General features: G+C 68.0%; 14 protein-coding genes. 12 read left to right on the forward strand and 2 right to left on the reverse strand.

Features of this window, described 5'->3' with window-relative positions; translation table 11 throughout:
* The first annotated feature begins 16 nt into the window (after positions 1 to 16).
* Together ptsP and nagE are read left to right on the forward strand one after the other, a co-directional pair.
* Positions 17 to 2,551, forward strand: coding sequence for a phosphoenolpyruvate--protein phosphotransferase (gene ptsP / locus AC1RRV_RS01285; protein ID WP_492857767.1), 2,535 nt, complete (start codon positions 17 to 19; stop codon positions 2,549 to 2,551).
* Positions 2,552 to 2,556: 5 nt separating this feature from the next.
* A complete protein-coding gene (nagE, locus tag AC1RRV_RS01290) occupies positions 2,557 to 4,332 on the forward strand; it encodes an N-acetylglucosamine-specific PTS transporter subunit IIBC (RefSeq protein WP_492857768.1) in 1,776 nt (591 codons plus the stop codon).
* 9 nt (positions 4,333 to 4,341) lie between these two features.
* On the opposite strand, the gene AC1RRV_RS01295 is transcribed toward nagE, so the two are convergent.
* Positions 4,342 to 4,722, reverse strand: coding sequence for a response regulator transcription factor (locus AC1RRV_RS01295; RefSeq protein ID WP_492857769.1), 381 nt, complete (start codon positions 4,720 to 4,722; stop codon positions 4,342 to 4,344).
* A gap of 165 nt (positions 4,723 to 4,887) precedes the next feature.
* Between AC1RRV_RS01295 and AC1RRV_RS01300 the strand changes: the two genes are divergently transcribed.
* The 6 genes from AC1RRV_RS01300 (at position 4,888) to AC1RRV_RS01325 (ending at position 15,903) form a co-directional block, all read left to right on the forward strand.
* Positions 4,888 to 7,743: a PAS domain S-box protein gene (locus AC1RRV_RS01300; protein ID WP_492857770.1), complete on the forward strand. Its 2,856-nt coding sequence runs from the start codon at positions 4,888 to 4,890 to the stop codon at positions 7,741 to 7,743.
* A gap of 13 nt (positions 7,744 to 7,756) precedes the next feature.
* A complete protein-coding gene (locus AC1RRV_RS01305) occupies positions 7,757 to 8,182 on the forward strand; it encodes a response regulator transcription factor (protein ID WP_492857771.1) in 426 nt (141 codons plus the stop codon).
* 197 nt (positions 8,183 to 8,379) lie between these two features.
* Positions 8,380 to 9,483 carry a hypothetical protein gene (locus AC1RRV_RS01310; protein WP_492857772.1) on the forward strand — a complete coding sequence of 368 codons (1,104 nt, stop codon included), beginning with the start codon at positions 8,380 to 8,382 and terminating at the stop codon, positions 9,481 to 9,483.
* A gap of 581 nt (positions 9,484 to 10,064) precedes the next feature.
* Entirely contained in the window at positions 10,065 to 13,010 is a 2,946-nt protein-coding gene (locus AC1RRV_RS01315) for a TonB-dependent receptor (protein WP_492857773.1), read from the forward strand.
* 200 nt (positions 13,011 to 13,210) lie between these two features.
* The gene (locus AC1RRV_RS01320; protein ID WP_492857774.1) at positions 13,211 to 14,602 is read left to right on the forward strand and encodes a hypothetical protein; all 1,392 of its coding nucleotides are present in this window, start codon (positions 13,211 to 13,213) and stop codon (positions 14,600 to 14,602) included.
* Positions 14,599 to 15,903, forward strand: coding sequence for a glycoside hydrolase family protein (locus AC1RRV_RS01325; RefSeq protein WP_492857775.1), 1,305 nt, complete (start codon positions 14,599 to 14,601; stop codon positions 15,901 to 15,903). The genes AC1RRV_RS01320 and AC1RRV_RS01325 overlap by 4 nt, the downstream gene beginning before the upstream one ends.
* A gap of 710 nt (positions 15,904 to 16,613) precedes the next feature.
* On the opposite strand, the gene AC1RRV_RS01330 is transcribed toward AC1RRV_RS01325, so the two are convergent.
* Positions 16,614 to 17,252, reverse strand: coding sequence for a helix-turn-helix domain-containing protein (locus AC1RRV_RS01330; RefSeq protein ID WP_492857776.1), 639 nt, complete (start codon positions 17,250 to 17,252; stop codon positions 16,614 to 16,616).
* Between the two features lie 135 nt (positions 17,253 to 17,387).
* Here AC1RRV_RS01330 and AC1RRV_RS01335 point away from each other — a divergent pair, with 135 nt between their 5' ends.
* The 4 genes from AC1RRV_RS01335 (at position 17,388) to AC1RRV_RS01350 (ending at position 24,123) form a co-directional block, all read left to right on the forward strand.
* A complete protein-coding gene (locus AC1RRV_RS01335; protein WP_492857777.1) occupies positions 17,388 to 19,421 on the forward strand; it encodes a serine hydrolase domain-containing protein in 2,034 nt (677 codons plus the stop codon).
* Positions 19,421 to 20,434, forward strand: coding sequence for a dipeptide epimerase (locus AC1RRV_RS01340; protein WP_492857778.1), 1,014 nt, complete (start codon positions 19,421 to 19,423; stop codon positions 20,432 to 20,434). Before AC1RRV_RS01335 ends, AC1RRV_RS01340 begins: the two co-directional genes overlap by 1 nt.
* Positions 20,431 to 21,708 carry a peptide MFS transporter gene (locus AC1RRV_RS01345; RefSeq protein ID WP_492857779.1) on the forward strand — a complete coding sequence of 426 codons (1,278 nt, stop codon included), beginning with the start codon at positions 20,431 to 20,433 and terminating at the stop codon, positions 21,706 to 21,708. Before AC1RRV_RS01340 ends, AC1RRV_RS01345 begins: the two co-directional genes overlap by 4 nt.
* Positions 21,709 to 21,879: 171 nt before the next feature.
* Positions 21,880 to 24,123 carry a TonB-dependent receptor gene (locus AC1RRV_RS01350; RefSeq protein ID WP_492857780.1) on the forward strand — a complete coding sequence of 748 codons (2,244 nt, stop codon included), beginning with the start codon at positions 21,880 to 21,882 and terminating at the stop codon, positions 24,121 to 24,123.
* Positions 24,124 to 24,125: the final 2 nt, after the last annotated feature.

Raw genomic sequence — 24,125 nt, forward strand, 5'->3', positions numbered from 1 at the left:
AGAGTCGTAGAGCCCTGTGTCCAATCTCGTACTTTCCGCGCCGCTGAAGGGCTGGATCGCATCGCTCGACGAGACGCCCGACGCGGTGTTCGCCGAGCGCATGCTGGGCGACGGCCTGGCCATCGATCCGCTGGGCTCGACGCTGCACGCGCCGTGCGACGCGACGGTGATCACCGTCCACCGGGCGCGCCACGCCGTCACCCTGCGGGCGGCCAACGGGGCCGAGATCCTGATGCATGTGGGCCTGGAGACCGTGGCCTTGAACGGCGAGGGCTTCACCGTCTTCGTCAAGGAAGGCCAGGCGGTGAGCACCGGCGACAAGCTGCTGGGCTTCGACCTCGACCTGCTGGCTCAGCGGGCCCGCAGCCTGATCACCCCGATCGTCATCACCAATCTGGACGCCTTCGAGATTGTCCGCCGGGACCAGGATCGCGAGACCGCCGTCGGTGACTTCCTGATGGAGCTGGCCCCGGCCAATCTTGCGAGGGGCGCTAGCGGAAGCGTGGCCGGCCCGGTGAACGCCGGCGAGGCTTCGCGCGACGTCGTCGTGCCGCTGGTCCACGGCATCCACGCCCGTCCCGCCGCCCGTATCGCCGAGACGGCTCGCAAGTTCGTGGCCGAGGTCGCCCTGGTCGCCGTCAACCGCCGCGCCAGCGCCAAGAGCCCGGTCGGCGTCATGTCCTTGGCCGTGCGCCACGGCGACACCGTCCAGGTCGTGGCGTCCGGCCTGGACGCCGAGGCGGCGATCCTGGCCGTGGTCGAACTGATCGAAGGCGGCATGGGCGAGGGCGGTCCGGTCCCGGCCAAGGGCCAGGCCTCGACGCCCGCCGCATTGTTCACGCCCGAGCCGACCGGCCCGGTCGACCTGCCCCGCGACGGTGTGCTGAGGGGCGTGCTGGCCGCGCCGGGCCTGGCCATCGGCAAGGCCGTCCGGCTGGCTTCGGCCGACATCATCGTGCGCGAGGCCGGCGAAGGGGTGGCGCATGAGGAAGCCGCCCTGGCCGCCGCCATCGACAAGGTCCGCGCTCGCATCGAGCTGTCGGCCGCCAAAGGCGACAAGGCCCGCAAGGCGATCCTGGGCGCGCACCTGGCCTTCCTGGAAGACCCCGAACTCTCCGCCGGCGCCCGCCGTCTGATCGGCGAGGGCAAGAGCGCCGGCTATGCTTGGCGCAAGGCGGTCGGCGGCTATGTCGAGGCCCTGCGCGGCCTGGGCGACCGTCGCCTGGCCGAACGGGTCGACGATCTCGTTGATCTCGAGCGCCAGGTGCTCCGGGCCCTGACCGGCGAAGAGGAAGACGGCGCGATCCTGCCGCCGGGCTCGATCCTGTTGGCCGACGAACTTCTGCCGTCGCAACTGATGGGCGTGGATCCCGGCGTGGTGGCCGGCTTCGCCACCGCGCGCGGGGGCCCGACCTCGCACGTGGCCATTCTCGCGGCCGCCATGGGCATCCCGGCCCTGGTCGCCGTCGGCGGGGGGGTGTTGAGCGTCGAGGATGGCGCGGCGCTGATCCTGGACGCCGACGGCGGAACCCTGCGCGTCGCCCCCGACGCCAAGGCGCTGGAAGCGGCCCAGACCGCCCTGGCCCAGCGCCAGGAGCGCAAGGCCGCCGCCAAGGCCGCGGCCCATGATCCGTGCGTGACCCTGGACGGAACGCGGATCGAGGTCTTCGCCAACACCGGCTCGCTGAACGACGCCCTGGCCGCAGTGGCTAACGGGGCCGAGGGCTCGGGCCTGCTGCGCACCGAATTCCTGTTCCTCGACCGCGAGACCCCGCCCGACGAGGACGAGCAGGCTCGCCAGTACCAGGCCATCGCCTCGGCCCTGGACGGCAAGCCGCTGATCATCCGCACCCTGGACGTCGGCGGCGACAAGGCCGCGCCCTATCTGCCGATCCCGGCCGAGGAGAACCCGGCCCTGGGCCTGCGCGGGGTCCGCGTCAGCCTGTGGCGGCCGCATCTGCTCAAGACCCAGCTGCGCGCCATCCTGCGGGTCAAGCCGCTGGGCCAGTGCAAGATCATGGTCCCCATGGTCGCCAGCCTCGACGAGCTGCGCGCCGTCCGCGCCGTGCTGGACGAGGCCAAGCGCGAGATGGGCGTGGTCGAGAGGATCGAGCTCGGGGTGATGATCGAGACCCCGGCCGCGGCCATGACCGCCGACCTGATCGCCGCCGAGGCCGACTTCCTGTCGATCGGCACCAATGACCTGACCCAGTACGTTCTGGCCATGGACCGGGGCAATCCCGAGCTGGCCGCCCGCATCGACGCCCTGCATCCGGCGGTGCTGCGGATGATCGACCTGACCTGCAAGGGCGCGGCCAAGCACCATCGCTGGGTCGGCGTCTGCGGCGGACTGGCCTCCGACATCGCCGCCACGCCGATCCTGCTGGGCCTGGGCGTCACCGAGCTTTCGACCACGGCGTCGATCGCGCCGGAGGTGAAGGCCCGCGTCCGTAGCCTTTCCCTCGACGCCTGCCGTAGTCTCGCGGCCCAGGCCCTCAACCAGACCTCGCCCGAGGCGGTCCGGGCCCTTTCGAAATCCTTCGGAGTCTGACGCCCATGAAGTCTCCGCTCGAGATCCTCCAGCCCCTGGGCCGAGCCCTGATGCTGCCGATCGCGGTGCTGCCGGTGGCCGGCTTGATGCTGCGCCTGGGTCAGCCCGACCTGCTGGACATCGCCTTCATCGCCTCGGCGGGCGACGCGATCTTCTCAAACCTGGGCCTGCTGTTCGCCATCGGCGTCGCCGTGGGCCTGGCCAGGGAGAACAACGGCGCCGCCGGCCTCGCGGGCGTCGTCTGCTTCCTGATCGCCACCGAGGGGGCCAAGACCTTGCTACACGCGCCGGCCGACCTCGCGACGGGCCTGATCAAGGCTCATGCCGATCTGGCCGGAGCGGCCTACAAGGCCAAGGCGCTGGCCAAGCTGAGCGTGCCGATCGGCATCATCTCGGGCGTGGTCGGCGGACTGTTCTACAATCGCTTCTCGACCTTCAAGCTGCCGGAATACCTGGCCTTCTTCAGCGGCCGCCGCTTCGTGCCGATCGTCTCGGGCGTGGCCGGCCTCCTGATGGCCGTGCTGATCGGTTTCGGCTACGACGCCATCAACGGCGGCGTCGACGCGGCCAGCCGCGCGATCGTCGGCTCGGGCGAGTTCGGCCTCCTGATCTACGGCTTCCTGAACCGGATCCTGATCGTCACCGGCCTGCACCACATCCTGAACAACATCGCCTGGTTCGTGATCGGCGACTTCCACGGCGCGACCGGGGATCTCCGCCGCTTCTTCGCCGACGACCCCAGCGCCGGGGCGTTCATGAGCGGCTTCTTCCCGGTCATGATGTTCGGTCTGCCGGCCGCCTGTCTGGCCATGTATCACACGGCGCTTCCCGCGAAGAAGAAAGCCGTCGGCGGCATGCTGTTCTCGCTGGCCCTGACCTCGTTCCTGACCGGGGTGACCGAACCGATCGAGTTCAGCTTCATGTTCCTGGCGCCCGTGCTCTACGCGGTGCACGCGGTGCTGACGGGCGTGGCCATGGCCGTGATGAACGCCCTCGACATCAAGCTGGGCTTCACCTTCTCGGCGGGCCTGTTCGACTATGTGCTGAACTTCGGCAAGGCGACCCATCCGCTGTGGCTGCTGCCGCTGGGAGCGGTCTATGGCGCGGTCTATTACGGTCTGTTCCGGTTCTTCATCCAGAAGTTCGACCTGAAGACCCCCGGCCGGGAGACCGACGACCTGGCGGCGGCCGAGACCGTCGCCAAGACTCTTTCCATGGGTGGCGGACGCGGCGCGGACTTCGTGGCGGCGCTCGGCGGCGCGGCCAACCTGACCAGCGTCGACGCCTGCACCACCCGCCTGCGCCTGATCGTCGCCGACCAGGGCGCGGTCAGCGAACCGGCGCTGAAGGCCCTGGGCGCGCGCGGCGTCGTCAAGCCGTCCGACAAGGCGCTGCAGGTGGTGCTGGGCCCGATCGCCGATGAAGTCGCCGGCGAGATCCGCGCGGCGCTCAGTCAAGGCCTCGGGGGGGCGTCAGCTCTTGCCGCCAAGCCTGTCGTTGTCGCCAAGGCGGCGCCCTCCGCGCTGCCGACGATCGAGGATGATCGCAAGGCCGAGGCCCTGGTCAGCGCCCTGGGCGGCGCGGCCAATCTCAGGACCGTCGGAACCTGCTCGAGCCGCCTGCGGCTGGTGGTGGCCGACCAGGCGGGGGTCGACGAGGCGGCGCTCCGGGCCCTGGGCGCGCGCGGCGTCGTCCGGATCGGCGAGCGCACGGTCCACGTCGTGCTGGGCCCCGACGCCGAACGCATCGGCGAGGCGGTCCGCGGCTACCTGCTGGCCTAGGCGCGGCCGCTAGCCGACTAGGTCCCGAACCTTGGCGACGATCTGCTCGGGCGAGAACGGCTTCATCAGATAGCCGCTGGCGCCCGCCTGCATGGCCAGGACGATGCGGTCCAAGCGTCCCTCGCCGGTCAGCATCAGGATCGGCGTGTCGGCGCATTTGTCGACTGTACGCAGGGTCCGGACCAGCTCGATTCCGTCGGTTGTTGGGAGGCGCACGTCGATCACGAACAGGGCCGGAACCGCTGTCCGGACCTTGCCCAGCATGTGCTCGCCGGTCTCGAACAGCTCTACGGAGAAGCCCTGCGGGGCCAGGGCGGCCTGCAGGAACGCCAGAACCAGCGGATCGTCGTCGACGACATAGATCGAAGGCGCGCTGGTGAGTGGCGGCATTGGTCCATCCTGCTTGCGACACCGCTTAGGCGTCGATCCAGACTTGCCGGGAGGCCTGGCGCGATCAAGCGGCCGCAAGTTGTACGCTGCGTGGATAACCCACCCTTCATGCTTTTGGGGCACCGATATGGACCCGCCTTTTCCGGGGCGAAGCGAAAGTGAGTCATGACCGTCGAGACCGCCGAAACGGACGTCGCGATCCTGCGCGCTCGGCTCGACCGCATGACGAGACTGGCCGCCGCCCAAGCCTCCCTATCCGAAGCGGACCTTGACCTGGACGCCTTCATGCAGGCGATCGTCGAGCAACTGGCCGACCTGACGGGCGCCAAGGGGGCGATCGTCGAGTTGGTCGACGGCGATGACCTCGTCTACCGCGCGGCCAGCGACAAGCGCCTGATTGGCACGCGCCTCAAGCGCGACAACAGTTTCTCGGGCCTGTGCGTGAACTCGACCGAGGTGCTGGTCTGCGACGATGCTCTAACCGACGACCGAGTCGATCGCGAGGCCTGCGTCCGGGTCGGGGTCGGCTCGATGGTCTGCGCGCCCCTGATGCACGCGACCGAGGCCCTGGGCGTGCTGAAGGTGTTCTCGGGCGAGGCCAGCGCCTTCGGCGACGACGACATTGACATCCTGCGGGTGCTGGCCGGCATGCTGGGCGCGCAGATGTCGCGGCAGCTGGCTTTCCAGCAGCGCGAGATCTTGCTGGCCGAAAAGACCCAAGCCCTGGAGTGCGCCGCCTGGGAAGCCCAGCAGCGCGCGGAGCAGGAAGAGCTGTTCGAGACCGCCTTCCATCATGCCCCGATCGGCATGGCGCTGGTGGGGCTGAACGGGCGTTTCCTGAAGCTCAACCAACACTATAGCGACATCATCGGCTATCCGGAGCATGAGGCCCTGGCGCTGGACTTCCAGGCGATCACCCACGCCGACGACCTGAACGCGGACATGACCTCGCTCAACCAACTGATGGCGGGGCAGATCCCCAGCTACCAGATGGAGAAGCGCTACGTTCGCAAGGACGGCGAGGTGATCTGGGTGAGGCTGTCAGTGTCGCTTGTGCGCGAGAAGCACGGGGCGCCGAAGCACTTTATCGCCCAGATCCAGGACCTCACCGAGACCCGGGCGATCGAGAACCGCTACCGGCTGATGGCCGAGAACGCGACCGACGTCATCGTCATCAGCGATCTGAACGGCGTGGCGACCTTCGTCTCGCCCGCCAGTGAGGTGGTCACGGGCTACAAGCCCGAGGAGCGGATGGGTTTCTCGCCCAAGCCGATCAGCCACCCCGACGACACGCCGATGCTCTATGCGGCCTTCAAGAACCTGCTGAAGGGCAAGACCGCGGGCCGGGTCCGCTGGCGCGCCCAGCATAAGGATGGCAACTGGGTCTGGGTCGAATCCAACCCCGTGCTGATGCGTGACGAGGTCACCGGCCAGCCAACCGGCTTCCTGGACGTGATCCGCGACGTCACCGCCCAGAAGCTGCAAGAAGACGCTCTGGCCCAGGCGCGCCTGGACGCCGAGGCGGCCATGCGATCGAAGGCCGACTTCCTGGCCAATATGAGCCACGAACTGCGCACGCCGCTGAACAGCATCATCGGCTTCTCCCGCCTGCTGACCGAGAGCCAGGGATTGTGCTCCGAGGATCAGCGGCGGGTAGAGCTGGTGCACGGGGCCGGCCAGGCTCTGCACGCGGTGATCGATAACGTGCTCGACTTCTCCAAGCTCGAGGCGTCCGCGCTCGACCTGCACAAGGCGCCGTTCGATCCGGTCGAATTGCTGCGACAGACCGTGGCGTTGATGGAGCCCCAGGCGGCGGCCAAGGATCTTTACCTGAAGACGATGATCGACGCCGATGCGCCGGTCAGCGTGATCGGCGACGTGGGGCGCGTGCGGCAGGTGCTCCTGAACCTGCTTTCCAACGCCGTGAAGTTCACCTCCCAAGGCGGCGTGACGGCCAGACTGACGCGTGTCGGCGGGACCGAGGCCGCGCCTCGGCTGCGGGTCGCGATCACCGACACGGGTTCGGGTATTGCCGAGAGCAAGCAGGACGGGATCTTCAACCGCTTCGTCCAGGCCGGGTCTTCGGTCTCGGCCCATTACGGCGGTACGGGTCTGGGGCTGGCCATTTCACGCCAGCTGATCGCCCTGATGGGCGGCGACATCGGCGTCGACAGCACGGGGCGCGAGGGCTCGACCTTCTGGTTCGAACTGGCCCTGCCGGCCGCCCAGACCACTGAAAGCCAGCGGACCAAGGCCGCGGGCGCGCCGTCGAACCTGGCCGGCCGGAAGATCCTGGTGGTCGACGACGTCGAGCTGAACCGCGAACTGATGCTGGCCCTGCTGTCACGCTACGGCTGCGAGATCGGCCTGGCCAGCGACGGAGCCGAGGCGATCACCATGCTGCGCGCCTGCCCGTTCGACCTCGTCTTGATGGACTGCCAGATGCCCGTCATGGACGGCTTCGCGGCCACCGAGGCGATCCGCGCGAGCGGCGAGCCCTGGGCCGAACTGCCGATCGTGGCCCTGACCGCCAGCGCCCAGCCCGAGCACCTGGCGCGTTGTGAGGCGGCCGGCATGAACGATCATCTGACCAAGCCGCTCAATCCCGGCGCGCTGGAGCGCGTGCTGGGCTTCATGTTCCGGGAGGCCGCGCCGGTCGCGACCGTGACTCCGGCCCAGGAAGACGAGGCGCGGACTCGCCGCGAACTCGTCTCAGCGCTGGGCGTGGCCGCGGTGACCTCGCTGCTCACCATCCTGCGGGCCCAGCTGGAGACCCGCCTCACGGACGAGCGGGCCTCGCCGGACGCGGTGCGCGAGGAGGCTCACGCCTTGGCCGGGGCGGCGGGCATGATGGGGTTCGTGGAGCTGTCGCGCGCATGCCGTGATCTCGAGGCGCTGATCCTGGCCGGCGAGGACCATCGAGCCGCCGCGGATTTGACACGCCGCGCGATCCGCCGAACCATCGGCGTCGCCGAGCGCTGGGCCGTCGAACTGGCGGGCCAGGTCCAGCAAGTCGCCTAGGTCAGGAGCTTTCGTGCCCGCGTCCCAATCCGTCCTGGTCATTGATGACGACGCCGTCGTACGCCAGTTCGTCGAACTGGTGCTGAGCCAGGCCGGCTACAACGTCTCGTCCGCGGCGACCGCCGAGATGGGCATCAAGGCCCTCCAGACCTCGCACTGGGACCTCGTCCTGCTGGACATCAACATGCCCGAGATGACCGGGCTGGAGGTTCTGCGCCTGCTGCGCAAGTACCAGCGGGTCAAGGCGGCGGTGATGATGATGACCTCGCGTAGCGACGCCGGCGCCGTGCGCGAGTCGATGGAGACCGGGGCCGACGGTTATCTGGTCAAGCCCTTCGGACCGCAGGACCTGCTCAAGCGGGTCGAGGCCATGCTGAACCCCGACAAGTTCCGCGCCGCCAAGGAAACCGAGACGCGGCCGCCCGTCGAGTTGGACTGACCGTCAGCTGAGATAAGGGTTGTCGGGCGCCGTCAGCGGGGCGCTGCGCCCCGAAAGCCTCCCGTCGCTTCGCGTATCAGCGTTCACCATCCCCTGTTCCGGGGATGTCGGGGACACAGCCTCGGGTTTTACAACTCGCGCGGGGCCAAGAGGTGACGCGTGGTTGCTGTCGAGTGGCTCCTTTGAGGGAGCATGTCATGGCGGAACCGACACTTCGCGATTTTCAATTTCTGATTCAACTGCTCGACACCGGGCTGATCCAGGCCAGCTTCAAGTTCAGCGACATGCGTGCGCTGCTGAAGAGCTTCGGCGCCCTGACGCCCGAGGTGGACGTCGCCCTGGGCCTCGTCGAGTCCAATCCGGCCCTGATCAATATCGGCATCCAGACCCTGAAGGACGCCCTGACCAAGTGGCCGCTCGACACCACGCTCAGCGTGGCCTTCGGGATCACCAGCGGCGGCGGGACGGGCGGGGGCACGACGACCACGCCCATTGTCCTGACGGACGTCCAGATCAAGGACGCCTACAAGGCGCTGGCGGGTATCGCCGCGACCTCGTCCAAGGCCCTGTCGGAATATCTGACCGGCCCCAATGGCGAGAAGGTGGTCAACGCCCTCTATGCCGAGATGCAGCAGCTGGTGAAGTTGCAGGCCGACGTCCTGGCCGGCTCGCTCACCAAGGCCGCGTTCCTGGACACGATGATCAAGTTCTCGGCCGACACCTCGGCCCTGGCCCTGCAGGCGGTGAACTTCTTCACGGGCAAGACGCCGTCGGCGGCGGCCCTGGCCGAGCTGATCGACAGCGCGACCAACACCACCGACCTGACCGACTACGCCTACGCCATCTACAACACCGAGAACAAATACATCGAGTTCGCGGTCAATCAGGCGATGAGCGGCACGGGCGCCCTGACCTTCAAGGACGCCTATAACGGCCTGGCGTTCCGCGAGGCGGCGGCCAAGATCTATGACGCGATCATCGGCAACACCAAGGCGGTCGCCGCCGGCATCAACGTCTCGGCCGCGCTGGACTACATCGTCTCGCAGCAGAAGTACTTCGAGGCCTATGGCCATGACGCGCTGGGGGCCAAGGCGGCCGTCGCCGGCTTCCTGATGTCCAAGGGGCTGGAAGCCAATATCGGCCTCTACGCGGAATCGGTGAAGGCCTTCCTGACCAAGGCCTATGACGGCACGGCGACCTATGGCGCCGATCTGGTCGTCAGCGCCAAGGCCCCGATCGAGCCGGTCGGCCTGATCGCCGTCCCCGACCACAGCGCTGACGGCGGCGGCATGATGGTCTGACGACCCTCAGTCGGCGAGCTTAGTGAAGCCCGAGCGCCTGCCGGCGTTCGGGCTTTTCCGTGCATGGAGAGCGGGGATGGGGAGGTCAGCCCCAGGCTGACGGCGCCGCTCCCGACCGCCCTTGGCTTCGATCCAAGGCGCGCCTCGCCCTCGTCGTCCGGCCGCCCTCAATTGTCGCGACCGGGGCGACCCATAAACTCAGACATAAATCGAAGCTGAGCGCGTGTCGTTGGCCAACGCCTGCGGCCGCACGCTCGCCGCGTCGTCGATATCCGCCGCTGATTCAGTTGCAGAAGGCCTTTGCGCCCGCCCGCCCGCCGGGTCTCCCTCGCGCCTTACGGTCAATTTGTCGGACAACTTTCTTGCGCATGAGTCTCACCTATGGGATAAGGTGCGCAATTCCAAATTGTGGGATTAATATCCTTATTATGGGATCGGGCGGCCCCACCAGTTCGGGATGACCGCCATTGCGTAGCTGGCGCCGCGCGGTCGGATCGGGCGGCGCCTTCGGTTCTGAGTTCATCAAGAAGCTTGGCGACGACCCTCGGGCGATCGCGAAAGGCCAAAAAGGGAGGAATTTGATGGAACGCATCATCACGCGTCGCCAGCGGATCGTCGCGGTGTCGCTGCTGGCTCTGGCGGCCGCGGTCGGACCCGGCATGGCGGCCCAGGCCCAGACGGCGCCCGCGCCCGCGCAGGAAAGCACCGAGGTCGAGACCATCGTCGTCTCGGGCTTCCGCGCCTCGCTGGACAAGGCCCTGATCGACAAGCGCGCTGAAACCGCCGCTATCGACACGATCGTCGCCGAGGACATCGGCAAGTTCCCCGACGCCAACCTGGCGGAATCGATGCAGCGGATCCCGGGCGTCGCCCTGGCTCGCGGCGACGGCGGCGAGGGGCGCAACATCAGCGTCCGCGGCCTCGGCGCCGGCTTCACCCGCGTGCGCGTCAACGGCATGGAAGGCGCGTCCCAGACCGGCGCCTCCGACATCTACAGCGCCGGCAACAGCGGGCGCTCGTTCGACTTCAACGTCTTCCCGACCGACATCTTCTCGGCCCTGACCGTGCGCAAGACCACCTCGGCCGATGTCGAGGAAGGCTCGCTGGGCGCGACGGTCGACCTTTCGGCGCCGCGACCGCTGGACCAGCGGGGAAGCGACCAGGTGTTCACCCTGACCGCGCGCGGCACTCGCAACGCTCTGGCCAAGGAGATCGACCCGCGCATCTCGGCCCTGGCCTCCAAGAAGTTCGCCGACGGCAAGATCGGCGTCCTGGGCGCCCTCAGCTACCAGAAGCGCCACCTGCGCGAGGCTGGCTATTCGGCCGTCGACATCCTGTCGGCCAACACCAACGGCCTGTTCTGCTCGCCGGTCGGCTACGCGACCCCGAACCCCGCCTTCAACGCGGCCAAGGGCACCGACGCGGCCAACTGCAGCACCGGCAATCCGCGCACCGCCAATCTGGCCGCCTACCAGACCATCTTCGACGCCCGTCGCGCCGACGCGGCGGCGACGCCCGGCAGCGGCGCCTTCTTCCCGCGCATCCCGCGCTACACCAACTCGGAACAGACCCAGAAGCGCACCGGCGGCGCGGCGTCGCTGCAGTATCAGCCGGACGACCGGACCGACGTCTCGCTGGACCTGATCTACACGCGCTTCGAAGTCACGCGTAACGACCAGTACATCGAGGCGATCTCGCTGGCCCGCAGCGCCTCGAACAACGGCCAGCCGATGATGTCGCCCCGCGAGGTGAAGCTGGCCGCCAATGGCTCGGTGCAGTACGCGCTGTTCGACGGCGTCGACATCCGCTCCGAGGGCCTGCACTCCGAGTTCGTCACGACCTACAAGCAGGCCAGTCTCAACTTCAAGCACGCTCTGACCGACCGCCTGACCGTGTCGGGCATGGTCGGCGTCAACAAGTCCATCTGGGAAGACAAGCTGCGCCTGCAGACCTTCATGGATGCGATCGACGTCGACGGCTACTCGATCGACTATCGCGACGGCGCCAGCACGCCGGTGCTGAAGTATGGCTTCGACGTCTCCAACCCGGCCAACTTCACCTATGCGCCCGGCCTCGCAGACGGCACGGTGCTGGGTGGCTTCAGCATGCAGGGCAAGCCGGCCGGTTCGAAGACCTTCGGCATGAAGACCGAGCTCAATCTCGACTGGGCCGTGAACGACGCCCTGAAGATCCGCGCCGGCGGTCAGTTCCGCCGGGCCGAGCAGAAGGGCTTCGAGACGCGCTACTATACGGCCGACACCCTGGTGACGGCCCTGCCCGCCGGCGTCTCGACCACCAGCCTGTCCAAGCAGATCACCGGCCTGGACAGCCTCTGGGGTCACGGCGCGCCCTCGACCTGGGCCGCGCTCGACTGGAAGAAGGTCTATGACACGCTGAAGCTGGGCCAGTCCCGCGTGTGCGCCGTCAATTGCGGCCATGCCGACGCGCGCATCCGCGAGAAGGTCTCCGCCGGCTACGTGATGGGCGAGTTCAATCTGGAAGACGTCCACGGCGTCGGCGTGCGCGGCGATGTCGGGATCCGCTACGTCCACACCGACCAGATGAGCTCGGGCAATGTCGCGGTCTCGTCGGCCGCCTCGCCCACGGGCCTGGTGGGCCGCTATGGCGAGGTCACCCGGACCTATAACGACTGGCTGCCGTCGGCGAACCTGGTGGTCGAGACCACGCCGGACCTGCTGCTGCGCTTCGCGGCGGCCAAGGTGATGACGCGGCCGGAACTGGGCACCCTGACGCCCACCAGCGGCGTCAACGCGATCACCCGCACCGGCACCGTCAACAACCCGTTCCTGGATCCGATCCGCGCCAAGACCTTCGACGCGGCCGTGGAATGGTACTTCGCCCCCGGCGCCCTGGTCTCGGCGGCGTTCTTCTATAAGGACATCAACACCTACATCCAACGGGTCAACACGCAGATCCCGTATAACCAGCTGGGCCTGCCCAACGAACTGCTGATCGGCACCAACACCACGCCCGAAGAGCTGTTCACGGTGTCGACGCCGTTCAACACCCCCGGCGGTCCGCTGAAGGGCGTGGAGTTCAACGTCCAGGCGCCGCTGAGCTTCCTGCCGGGCCTGTTCAGCAACTTCGGCGTCCTGGCCAACTACACCCGGGTGACCTCGCAGATCGACTACATCCTGGCCAGCGCCGGCGGCGTGCCGACCGCGACGACCACGGCCGACCTGGTGGGTCTGTCGAAGAACACCGCCTCGGCGACGCTCTACTACGAAGACAAGAAGTTCAGCGCCCGCGCCACGGCCAACTATCGCGACCGCTTCATTCGCGGCATCCCGGCCTCGCCGGGCAGCGATCTGCAGGGCAACGACGACACGATCTATGTCGACGCCTCGGCCTCCTACAGCCTGAACGACAGGGTGAAGTTCATCCTCGAGGTCCAGAACCTCACCGACGAGCAGAACCGGCTCTATGTCGACAGCAAGCGGCAGGACACGCTGTTCCAGCTGCGGGCCGGCCGGAACATCTCGTTCGGCGCCACCCTGCGTTTCTAAATCAGATCCCTTCTAGGCAGACCCTCGGGGCGCGTTTCGACGCGCCCCCTTTTCTTTGTGTGGCGCCTTCTTTGGTCTGTCGTCTGGCCCACGGCCACGGTCCGCCCGCGATGTACGGAGAACGTCGTTATCCGTCTTGACGCGCCATCCGCGTTGGCGCTTGTTATACTACCAAGCGTTGCGTTTTGGGTGGGGCGACGATGGCTAACGTAGCGGACCTCGAGATCGGCAAGAACGACGGCCTGGGACAGGAGATCACCTGTCTCTACGCCCGCAAGGCCCCCCTGTACTCGGTCTATCGAGCGGCGCGGCGGGTGATGATCTGCTACGCCGACGGCAGCCAGGGCGACAAGGCGCAGCAGCAGCGCCGCGATCTCTCGCCGCTGGCCCCGCTGCGCGGCGAGATCGACGGCCTGATCGACGGGTGGCGACAGGGAACGGGCGGTGGTCGGATCGGCCAGTCGGCCCAGCTGATGAACAAGGCCAACCGCTATGATCGACGCGTCGCCGACGCCCTGGTCATGGCCCTGGAAGGCGACGTTCCCGGTGCGGCGAGCATCCTCGAGGCGATCAAGCAGGAGATCCTGAACGAACGCGTGGCCAGCGCGCGCTTCGAATACCTGATCGCCGCCTTCGTCGCGGCGCTGTGCTCGATGTTCGTCTCCTGGCTGGTGACGACGGCCTATCCTCTGGTGACCAAGGCCACGCCGCCGGTCGGGGTGTCAGAGCCGTGGCGGGTCCAGGGTGTCGGCGTCGTGGTCCTGCTGATGGCCCTGGTGATCGCGATCGGCTTCACCGTGACCCGATCCGGCGAGGTCGTCGACGGCGATGCGGACCCCGCGCCCAAGCGATGGCTGGGTGTCGATTTCGCCAAGCTGCGGATCGGGCGCCGGGCGATGCTGAACCTGCTGGTCCTCGCCTTCTTCGCGATCCCGGTGACGGCCATGCTGCTGACGCCGATGTCCATCGACCTGACGAAGCGGGATTTCGCCCCGGGCTTCGACTCCGCCGCCCTGCTGTGGTGCGGCGCGGCGGGCGGGGCGGTCGGCGCGTTTTTCTCCATCGCGCTGGGCATCCGGGGACGCACGGTGCTGCCGGACCTGCTGCGCACCTCCAACCTGATGGACGCCGCCCTGCGGATCACCATCGGCTTCATCGCCGGCGGGGTGCTGAACCTGCTGCTGAAGCTCGACGTCGCCCAGATCGCCATCGGTACGGCCAAGCTGGACGCCAGCGACATATTGAGCGTGCTGATGGCGGGCTTCCTGGCCGGGTTCAGCGAGCGGCTGGTTCCGGATCTGCTGGACAAGACCAACGCCGCGCCCGGCTCGGCCACCCTGGCCAACACGACCCGGGTCTCGCGACCGAATGCGGGCGAGCCGCCGCCAACGCCGCCGCCCCTGGGCGGCAAGGAAGGCGCGCCGAAGCCCGTGGAGCCCCAGGACGCGGCGGAGGCCGGGGCGGCCGCCGAGGAGGCGCATGTGGACGGCTGCGCCTGCGATATCGAGATCGACGAAACCAACGCCACGCCCGACGCCGACCTGCCGCCCGCCAGTGGCGGGGTGGCGGCCAAGGAAGGCGGCGCGTCATGACCTATTCCCTCACCTGGCTCCCCACCGTCCTCGAAGACGCCGGCCTGAAGGTGGCCGAGGTCCCGGGCTGGCGCACGCGGGGGCGCGCCGAGATGGGAACGGTCAAGGGCGTGATGTGCCACCACACCGCCACGGCCGTCGCCGGCAACATGCCGACGCTGAAGATGCTGGTCGAAGGGCGCTCCGACCTCGCGGGCCCGCTCTGCCAGCTGGGCCTGGGCCGGGACGGGACCTACTATGTGGTGGCGGCCGGCAAGGCCAATCACGCGGGACCGGGCTTCTGGGAAGGCGTCACCTTCGGCAACACCCACTTCATCGGCATCGAGGCCGAACACAGCGGCGATCCCAAGACCCCGTGGCCCGACGTCCAGATGGACGCCTATCGGCGCGGCGTCGCGGCGATCCTGAAACACATCGGCGCGGCGTCGAACATGTGCTGCGGCCACAAGGAGTGGGCGCCGAAGCGCAAGACCGACCCAACTTTCGACATGCCGGAGTTCCGCAGCGCGGTCGCCGCCTTCATGCAGGGCAAGACGCCGCCGCCCCTGATCGCGGCCGTCGACGCCAAGAACCGGCCGACCCTGCGGCGCGGCGATCGTGGCGCCGCGGTGGAGACGCTCCAGCGCGCGATGGGCGTCGATCCGGACGGGGTGTTCGGGCCCCGGACCGAGGCGACGCTGCGCGCCCTGCAGGGGCAGCGACATCTGACGCCGGACGGCATCGCCGGACCGAAGACCTGGGCGGCTCTGCTCGACGGCGTCGACGACAATGACGCCAACGGGGCGGGCCCCGCGCCGGCGTATCCGCCCGTCGCGCCCGCCGAACCCCTCACGGGCGGGCGCGCACTGGGCGAGGCCGGGATCAAGCTCATCCAGTACTACGAGCACTGCGAGACCAGGCTGCCCGACGGCAGGTTCCAGGCCTATCCCGACCCGGGCAGCAAAGACGGCAAGCCCTGGACCATCGGCTGGGGCTCGACCGGCGCCGACGTGACCCCCGGCACGATCTGGACCCAGGAAGAGTGCGACGGGCGGTTCGCCGTGGACCTCAAGCGCTACGCCGCCGAGGTCTCCAGGGTGCTGGGCGACAGTCCGACGACCCAGAACCAGTTCGATGCGATGGTCTCGTTCCACTACAACACCGGCGCCATAGCCAAGGCGACCCTGACCCAGCGCCACAAGGCCGGCGACTATGCCGGCGCGCGCGAGGCCTTCGCCTGGTGGAACAAGAACGACGGCAAGGTGATGCGAGGCCTGGTCCTGCGCCGCAAGGCGGAGGCGGATCTGTACGCGACGCCGTAGGAGAGCGGTCGGGCTGAGCGTCCGCTTGGGGTGGTTAGCCGCCGCTCGGGGAGGTACGGTTGGTGAAGATCAAGAGCCCAGGCGCCCTATGAGCTTCGATGCCAAATCCCGTATGCAATGGCCCGAGCCGCTGTACGCCTATCTGCGGTTTGGGTGGATCGAATGGCTGGGCGTTCTCGCAATCAGCGCCGCTTCGATCGCTTGGTGCGCCTGGAACGCCTTCTCATTGCTGGCGCGAGGATCGGTCTTCGTGCCTGGGGGGCGGTAAGGATCGCCAAGTCGCTGGGCGAACTTCGAGACTGAGCCGCTCGCGGTCCTGGCCTGGAGCTCGATCGATCTTGTCTGGCTCGTGGCGGCAACGCTTGGGCTCATCGCCGCAGGCCGCTGGTTGGCCCGATTTATCCGGCTCGGCTTCCGCTCCTCCTGACAATCTGGCATCCGCAACGGGTGCTTTGCCAACGTCCGACCAGGGTGGGAGTCGGATGTTCAGTGCGTCCTTCGAGGCTCGCCTGCGGCTCACGCCTCAGGATGAGGATCTCCTTGCACTGACCACCTCATCCTGAGGTGCGCGCTCCTGAGCGCGCCTCGAAGGACGCAGTGAGCCAATGTCCGACTGGGGCCAATAACGGTCCTTGGCCTGACGCCGACTTTCGGACCTTCAGAGGCCGCCATCGGCGGTAGGCGACCGCTGGCGGTCGCTTTTTGAAAACCTACCGCCCCGCCTGCTTCTGGTCTTCGTGCAGGTCCAGCAGCGCCTTCATCAGCTCCTCGTCCGAGCTGGACATGACGCCCAGGACCTCGGCCTCGTCACAGCCCTCGGCGGCGACATAGGCGTGGCCCATGCTGGAGTCGATGTAGATCGACTGGCCTTCTTCCAGGATCACCGGATCGTAGAACTCGGTGTTGACGACGATCCGGCCCTTCAGGACGTAGATGTACTCCTCACCCGCGTGACGGACGAGGTCGCCGAACTGCTCGGCGCTCTTGGCGCGGATCTTGGTGATCACCGGGATCATCCGTTTCCCGCGCAGCTCGGTGTGCAGGTAGTAGTAGTCGTAGTTCGGGGTCTCGACGCGCACGGCGCGTTCGATCTCGCTGAGGCTGCGACGCGCGGTGACCGCCTGGGGCGGACTGGCGCCTTCCTCGGCGAACAGTTCCGACATGCGCATGCCCAGCCGTTGCGAGAGCTGCTGCAGCTTGTCGTAGGTCAGGGTCAACCGGTCGTGCTCGACCTTGGAGAGCGTCGAGACGGGAATGCCGCTCTTCTCGCTCATCTGCTTGAGGGTCCAACCCTCCCGGTCTCTCAGTCCACGAAGCAGTGTTCCAAGCGTGTGGACATTAGCAGGCACGCGCCGCGACTCCCCGAAGGCGGTTGACGAATTTTCCAATCAGGATAGCAATTGTCCTAATCAGGATGGCTGTCACCCAATTTATCGGCTGGGCCGACCGGGGGCAATCCTACCGTTTTCGAGGGGAGGCAAGGGATGCGAGCGATCAAGGGGGCCGCTGTGGCGGTGTTCGCGCTGCTGGCGGGGCTGGGCGGCCCAGCCGAAGGCCAGACCAGGCAGGAGACGGCGCCGCCGCCGGTCGCCAAGGTGACGGGACCGGTGAAGCCCATGCCGGCCGCGGCGGTCACCCCGGCGACCTCGCCCGGCCTGACCAAGGCCGATGTCGATCTCTGGCTGGACGGCTACATGCCCTACGCCCTGCGCACGGGCGACATCCCCGGCGCGGTGGTCACGGTGGTCAAGGACGGCCAGATCCTGACGACGCGCGGCTTCGGCTACGCCGATCGCGACAAGCGCACGCCGGTCGATCCCTACAAGACCCTGTTCCGTCCGGGCTCGATCTCCAAGCTGTTCACCTGGACGGCCGTGATGCAGCAGGTCGAGGCCGGCAAGATCGACCTCGACGCCGACATCAACACCTATCTCGACTTCAAGATTCCGGCGCGCAACGGCAAGCCCGTCACGACGCGCCAGCTGATGACCCACACGGCCGGCTTCGAGGAAGTGGTCAAGGAGCTGATCTTCTACGGCAAGCCCGAGCCGGAGCTCGGCGCCTATCTGAAGAACCACGTGCCCAAGCGCATCTTCGACGCGGGCGTGACCCCGGCCTATTCGAACTATGGGACGGCCCTGGCGGCCTACCTGGTCGAGCGCGTATCGGGCGAAAAGTTCAACGACTATCTCGACCGCCACGTCATGGGCCCGTTGAAGATGGCCAACACCACGTTCCGGCAGCCGCTGCCCGCGAACCTGGCCGGCACGGACGCCATCGGCTACTCCAAGCCCGGCAAGCCCTCGAAGGGTTTCGAGATCGTCGGCCCGGCCCCGGCCGGTTCGGCCTCGTCCACCGGCTCGGACATGGGCCGCTTCATGATCGCTCACCTGCAGGGCGGCGAGCTGGACGGCCAGCGCATCTTGTCGGCCGAGACGGCCCGCGTGATGCATGACAGCCCGACCTCGAAGGTGGACCCGCGCTCGCTGATCGGGCCGCTGGACCGCATGGAGCTGGGCTTCTTCCAGACCTCGATCAACGGTCGCAACGTGATCGGCCACCTGGGCGACACCGAGGGCTTCCACTCCTCGCTGCACCTCTACATGAACGACGGCGTCGGCCTGTATCTGTCGGTGAACAGCGGTGGTCGCCAAGGCGCGGCGGGCACGCTGCGCACCGCCATCTTCCGCGACTTCTCGGACCGCTACCTGCCCTATGCCGGTGGTCCTGACGGCAAGGTCGACGCCAAGACCGCCGTCGAACACGCCAAGGCCATGGCCGGCGCCTGGTCGGTCAGCCGTCGCGCCGACAGCACCTTCCTGTCGCTGTTCTACATGATGGGCCAGGCCAAGGTCGCCGTGGGCCCCAAGGGCGAACTGATCGTCCCCAGCCTGCTGGCTCCGAACGGCCGCCCGAAGGAGTGGGTCGAGATCGCCCCCTATGTCTGGCGCGAGGTCGGTGGCCACGATCGCCTGGCCGCCCAGGTCGTCGACGGCAAGCCCGTTCGCTGGAGCTGGGACTTCGGCTCGCCCTTCATGGTCTTCGACCGCATCCCGGCCGGCCAGAACGGCGGCTGGCTGCTGCCGGCCCTGATGGCCAGCATCGCCGTCCTGGCCCTGACCTTCCTGTACTGGCCGGTCGTGGCCATGATCCGCCGCCGCTACAAGACCAAGGCCGACATCTCGGGCAAGGCGCTGACCGCTTCGCGGGCCGCGCGCGCCGGGGCGGGTCTGCTGCTGGCCCTGATCATCGGCTGGGGCGTGGGCGTGACCAAGATGACGTCCAGCGCGGCCGCCATGGCCGGGTCGATGGACGGGGTCATGATGGTCCTCCAGGGACTGGGCTGGCTGGTGCTGCCGATCGCCCTGGTCACCCCCGGCTGGAACCTGTGGCTGACCTGGACCGACGGCCGCGGCTGGGCGCGCAAGCTCTGGAGCGTGCTGATGCTGCTGGCGCCGCTGGTGCTGACCTATGTCGCCCTAACCTTCCACCTCTTGGCGATGTCGGTGCACTACTGATGGCGCGCCTGACCCTGGACATCGCGAGCGAGACGCTGCGGCTGGCTCAGCCCTTCCGCATCGCCGGCCACGTCTTCGACAGTTCCGAGATCGTCGTCGTGACGCTCTCGGACGGCGAGGCGAAAGGGCGCGGCGAGGCGTCCGGGGTCTTCTTCCTGGGCGAGACCGTCGACGGGATGCGCGCGCAGATCGAAGCCGTCCGCGAGGCCATCGAGGCCGGGCCGACGCGCGAAGCCCTGCGCTTCATCCTGCCGCCCGGCGGGGCCCGCAACGCGGTCGACTGCGCCCTGTGGGAGCTGGAGGCCGCGCGCACCGGCCTCCACGTCTGGATGCTGGCGGGGCTGGACGCGCCGCGGCCGCTGCGCACCACCTTCACCCTGGGCGCCGACACGCCCGAGGCGATGGCCAAGGGCGCGGTTGACTACGCCCAGGCCCGGTCGATCAAGATCAAGCTGACCGGCGACCTGGCCCTCGACCAGGCCCGGGTGCGGGCGATCCGGGCCGCGCGCCCCGACGCCTGGCTGGGCGTCGACGGCAACCAGGGCTTCGTCCGCGCCGACCTGGACGCCCTGGTCGAGACCCTGGTGGAGGAGCGCGTCTCGCTGCTCGAGCAGCCCCTGGCGCGGGGCCATGAACACGAGCTCGACGATTTCGACAGCCCCATCCCGATCGCCGCCGACGAAAGCGCGGTCTGTCTGCCCGACGTGGCGGCGGCGGTCGGCCGCTTCCAGGTCATCAATATCAAGCTCGACAAGTGCGGCGGACTCACCGAGGGCCTGCTGATGGCCGCCAAGGCGCGCCGGCTGGGCCTGGGCGTCATGGTCGGGACCATGGTCGGCACCAGCCTGGCCACCGGCCCCGGCTTCGTGCTGGGCCAGATCTGCGACCTCGTCGACCTGGACGGCGCGACCTTCCTGGAGAAGGACCGTCCGCCGGGCGCGGTCTATCGCGACGGCACGGTCTGGGCCGGCGACGGCGTCTGGGGCGCTCCGGCCTCGGCGGTCGCCGCATGAGCCAGAAGGCCCTCGACGCCTCGCCTTGGTTCGGTCAACCGCGCGGCCTGACCGTCCTGTTCCTGACGAACATGTGGGAGCAGTTCTCCTACTTCGGCATGCGGGCCCTGCTGGTCTACTACATGACCAAGCAGCTGCTGATCGAGCAGGGGACCTCGTCCCTGATCTACGGGACCTATACGGCCTGCGCCTACTTCACGCCGATCGTCGGCGGGGTGATCGCCGACCGGCTGCTGGGCAAGCGGCGGGCGATCATCATCGGCGCCAGCGTCATGGCCGCCGGCCATTTCATGATGAGCTTTCCGGACCTGCTCTACGTCGCTCTGGCCACCATCGCCCTGGGCAACGGACTGTTCCTGCCCACCCTGCCCAGCCAGATCAACGACCTCTATGCCGAGGGCGATCCGCGGCGCGGCTGGGCCTATAACGTCTACTATCTGGGCATCAATATTGGCGGCTTCCTGGCCCCCCTGATCTGCGGGACCCTGGGCGAGCTGTTCGGCTGGCACGTCGGCTTCGCCGTGGCGGGTCTGGGCATGCTGGCGGGCCTCGTGATCTATCTGTGGGGCCAGCGCTATCTGCCGGCCGAGCAGGGCAGGGCCGAGCTCGCGCCCGCCGGCGCACGGGGCGGCATGGGCCTGTCGACCGTCCTGGTCCTGGCCGGCGTCGCCCTGTCAGTGACCGTCTTCCGCGGCGCCTATGAGCAGGCCGGCAACACGGTGGCCCTGTGGGCCGATGCCGGGGTCGACCGGGCGCTGGGCGCCTGGACCGTACCGATGACCTGGTTCCAGTCGCTGAACCCGCTGCTGGTCATGGCCATGACGCCCATCCTGCTGGCGGGCTGGAAGCGCCGGGCCGACACCGGCCGCGACACCTCCCCGGCCCGGCGGATGGCGACCGGCGCCCTGATCGTGGCCGGGGCCTATCTGATGCTCTGCGCGGTGGCGGCCTTCACCGACGGCAAGGCGCACTGGCTGTGGCTGGTGGCGTTCTTCGGCGTCTACACCTTCGGCGAGCTGTTCATCCTGCCGACGGGCCTGGGCCTGTTCGCGCGCCTGGCCCCGCCGGGGTTCGGCGCGACCACCGTGGCGGCCTGGTACCTGACCATCTTCGCCGGCAGCCTGAGCGCGGGTTTGGTGGGGACCCTGTGGAGCCGGATGAGCCACACCGCCTATTTCGCCCTGCTCGCGGGCCTGGCCGTCACCGCCGCGATCCTCCTGCGACTGATCGATCCGTGGGCGCGCAAGGCCGAGGCGGGACCCTCCGCCAGCTAGTTTTCGATTGCGATTGACAATTCTCTGATCGGGATAACATTGTCCCAATTAGGATTACATAAGCGTAATGAGCAGGGTCGAGCACGGGAACATCCGAGCGGACCCCAGCGTCGACGGGAAGGGCTTTCAGTCCCTTCGGGGCCGTCGAACGCTTCAACGAGGGGGAATAAAATGAAGCTCAATCGTGCGACCTTGCTGATCACCAGCGCCGTCGGCGCCCTGCTGGCCCTGCAGGCCCCGGCCTTCGCGGCCGATGCGGATCCCAAGCCGAACGTGTCCACCGTCGAGGAAATCGTCGTCACCGCCCAGAAGCGGGAACAGACGCTGATCGACATCCCGCAGGCGATCTCGGTGGTGTCGGGCGACATGCTGGAGACCGTGCATGCGACCAACTTCAGCGACTATCTGAAACTGGCGCCCGGCCTGCAGCTGGTCCAGAGCACGCCTGGCCAAGGCCGCCTGGTCATACGCGGCGTCAACACCGGTGGCGTCGCCTCGACCGTGGCCATCTACATGGACGAGACCCCGTTCGGCTCGAGCACCGCCTTGGTCAACGGCGCCGTCCTGGCTGGCGACTTCGACACCTTCGACGTGGCGCGCATCGAGATCCTGCGCGGCCCGCAAGGCACGCTGTACGGCGCCAGCTCGATGGGCGGCCTGCTGAAGTTCGTGACCAACACCCCCGACACCGGCGGCTATCTCGCCCGGGGCCGCGCCAGCGTCGAGAGCGTGAAGGGCGGCGAGGCCTCGTACCGGGGCACGGCCATGGTCAACATCCCGCTGAGCGAGACGGTGGCCTTCCGGGCCTCGGGCTCGTACCACAAGCAAGGCGGCTTCATCGACTCGATCGGAACCAGCGGTTCGGACGTCGAGAAGAACATCAACGACGCCAAGATCTATGGCGGCCGCGCCTCGCTGATGTTCAAGCCCAACGACCGCACCGACCTGCGCCTCACCGCGGTGCTGCAGAACATCAAGGCCGACGCCCCGACCGTGGTCGAGAGCGATCCCAACACCCTGAAGACCCTGCACGGCGGGCCGACCCTGTCGCAGTTCGTGCCGACGTTCTCGGACGTCGACTACCGGGTCTATAACGGCGTGCTGAACCACGACGTCGGCTTCGCCACGCTCACCGCGTCCAGCAGCTACAGCAAGCTGAACCAGACCAAGCGCGACGACGCTTCGTTCAACCTCAGCGGCCTGATCAAATCGATCTTCGGTCCCGCCAACGACCTCTATCTGGGCCAGAAGACCAACAACCGGAAATACACCCAGGAACTGCGCCTGGTCTCGAACGAGGGCGCCAAGTTCGAGTGGCTGGTCGGCGGCTACTACACCGACGAGAAGGGCCTGATCTTCCAGCAGTATATCGCCGTCGCGCCGGGCACGCTGACGCCGCTGACCACCCTGCCGCTGCTGGCCGATGTCAGCCTGGTGTCGCGCTACAAGGAGTATGCCGGCTTCGGCAACGCCACGATCCACCTGAGCGAACGCTTCGACGTCGACCTGGGCGGCCGCTACAGCCACAACAAACAGGGCGCGGACCAGGCGGCCAAGGGCGTGCTGGCGGGCGGCGTGCCGATCAACAGCGGCCTGACCTCCTCGGACAACGTCTTCACCTATTCGCTGGCGCCGAAGTTCAAGATCGACGATCACCGCTCGGTCTATGGCCGCGTCTCCAAGGGCTACCGCCCCGGCGGCCCGAACGTGATCCCGCCCAGCGCCCCGGCCAACACGCCGTCCAGCTTCGCGCCCGACACGGTCACCAGCTACGAGGTCGGCTACAAGGGCGAGAGCGCCGATCGCCGCTTCACCCTGGACGTGGCCGCCTTCCACATCGACTGGAAGGGCATCCAGCTGCTCACCGTCGTCAACAACTTCGGCATCAACGCCAATGGCGCGAACGCCAAGAGCGACGGGGTCGAGTTCAACGCCACCGCGCGCCTGGCCAGCGGCCTGACGGTCTCGGCCAACGGCGCCTATACCGACGCCCGCCTGGCCGGCGACACCAGCGCCCTGGTCGGCGGCAAGAAGGGCGATCAGCTGCCCTTCACCCCCAAGCTCAGCGTGGGCTTCAACGGCGACTACAGCTGGTCGCTCGGCGACAAGCAGGCCTATGTCGGCGCCTCGCTGCGTCTGATGGGCGGGCAGAGCGGGGCCTTCGACGCCACCTATCGCACCGCCAACGGCCACCAGCGCAAGCTGTCGGGCTACGAGGTGATCGACCTGCGGGCCGGGATCACCATCGGCAGGGTCGACCTGGAAGCTTACGTGAAGAACCTGGGCGACGCCGACGGCAAGATGTCGACCAGCTCGATCCTGGCCAACGGCCTGCCGGTCTATCCGGGTGGAGCGATGGGCACGGGGGTGATCCGGCCGCGCACCATCGGCGTCAGCCTGACGGCCGGCTTCTGATC

This window comes from Caulobacter sp. GW821-FHT11E10 (genome assembly GCF_058808375.1).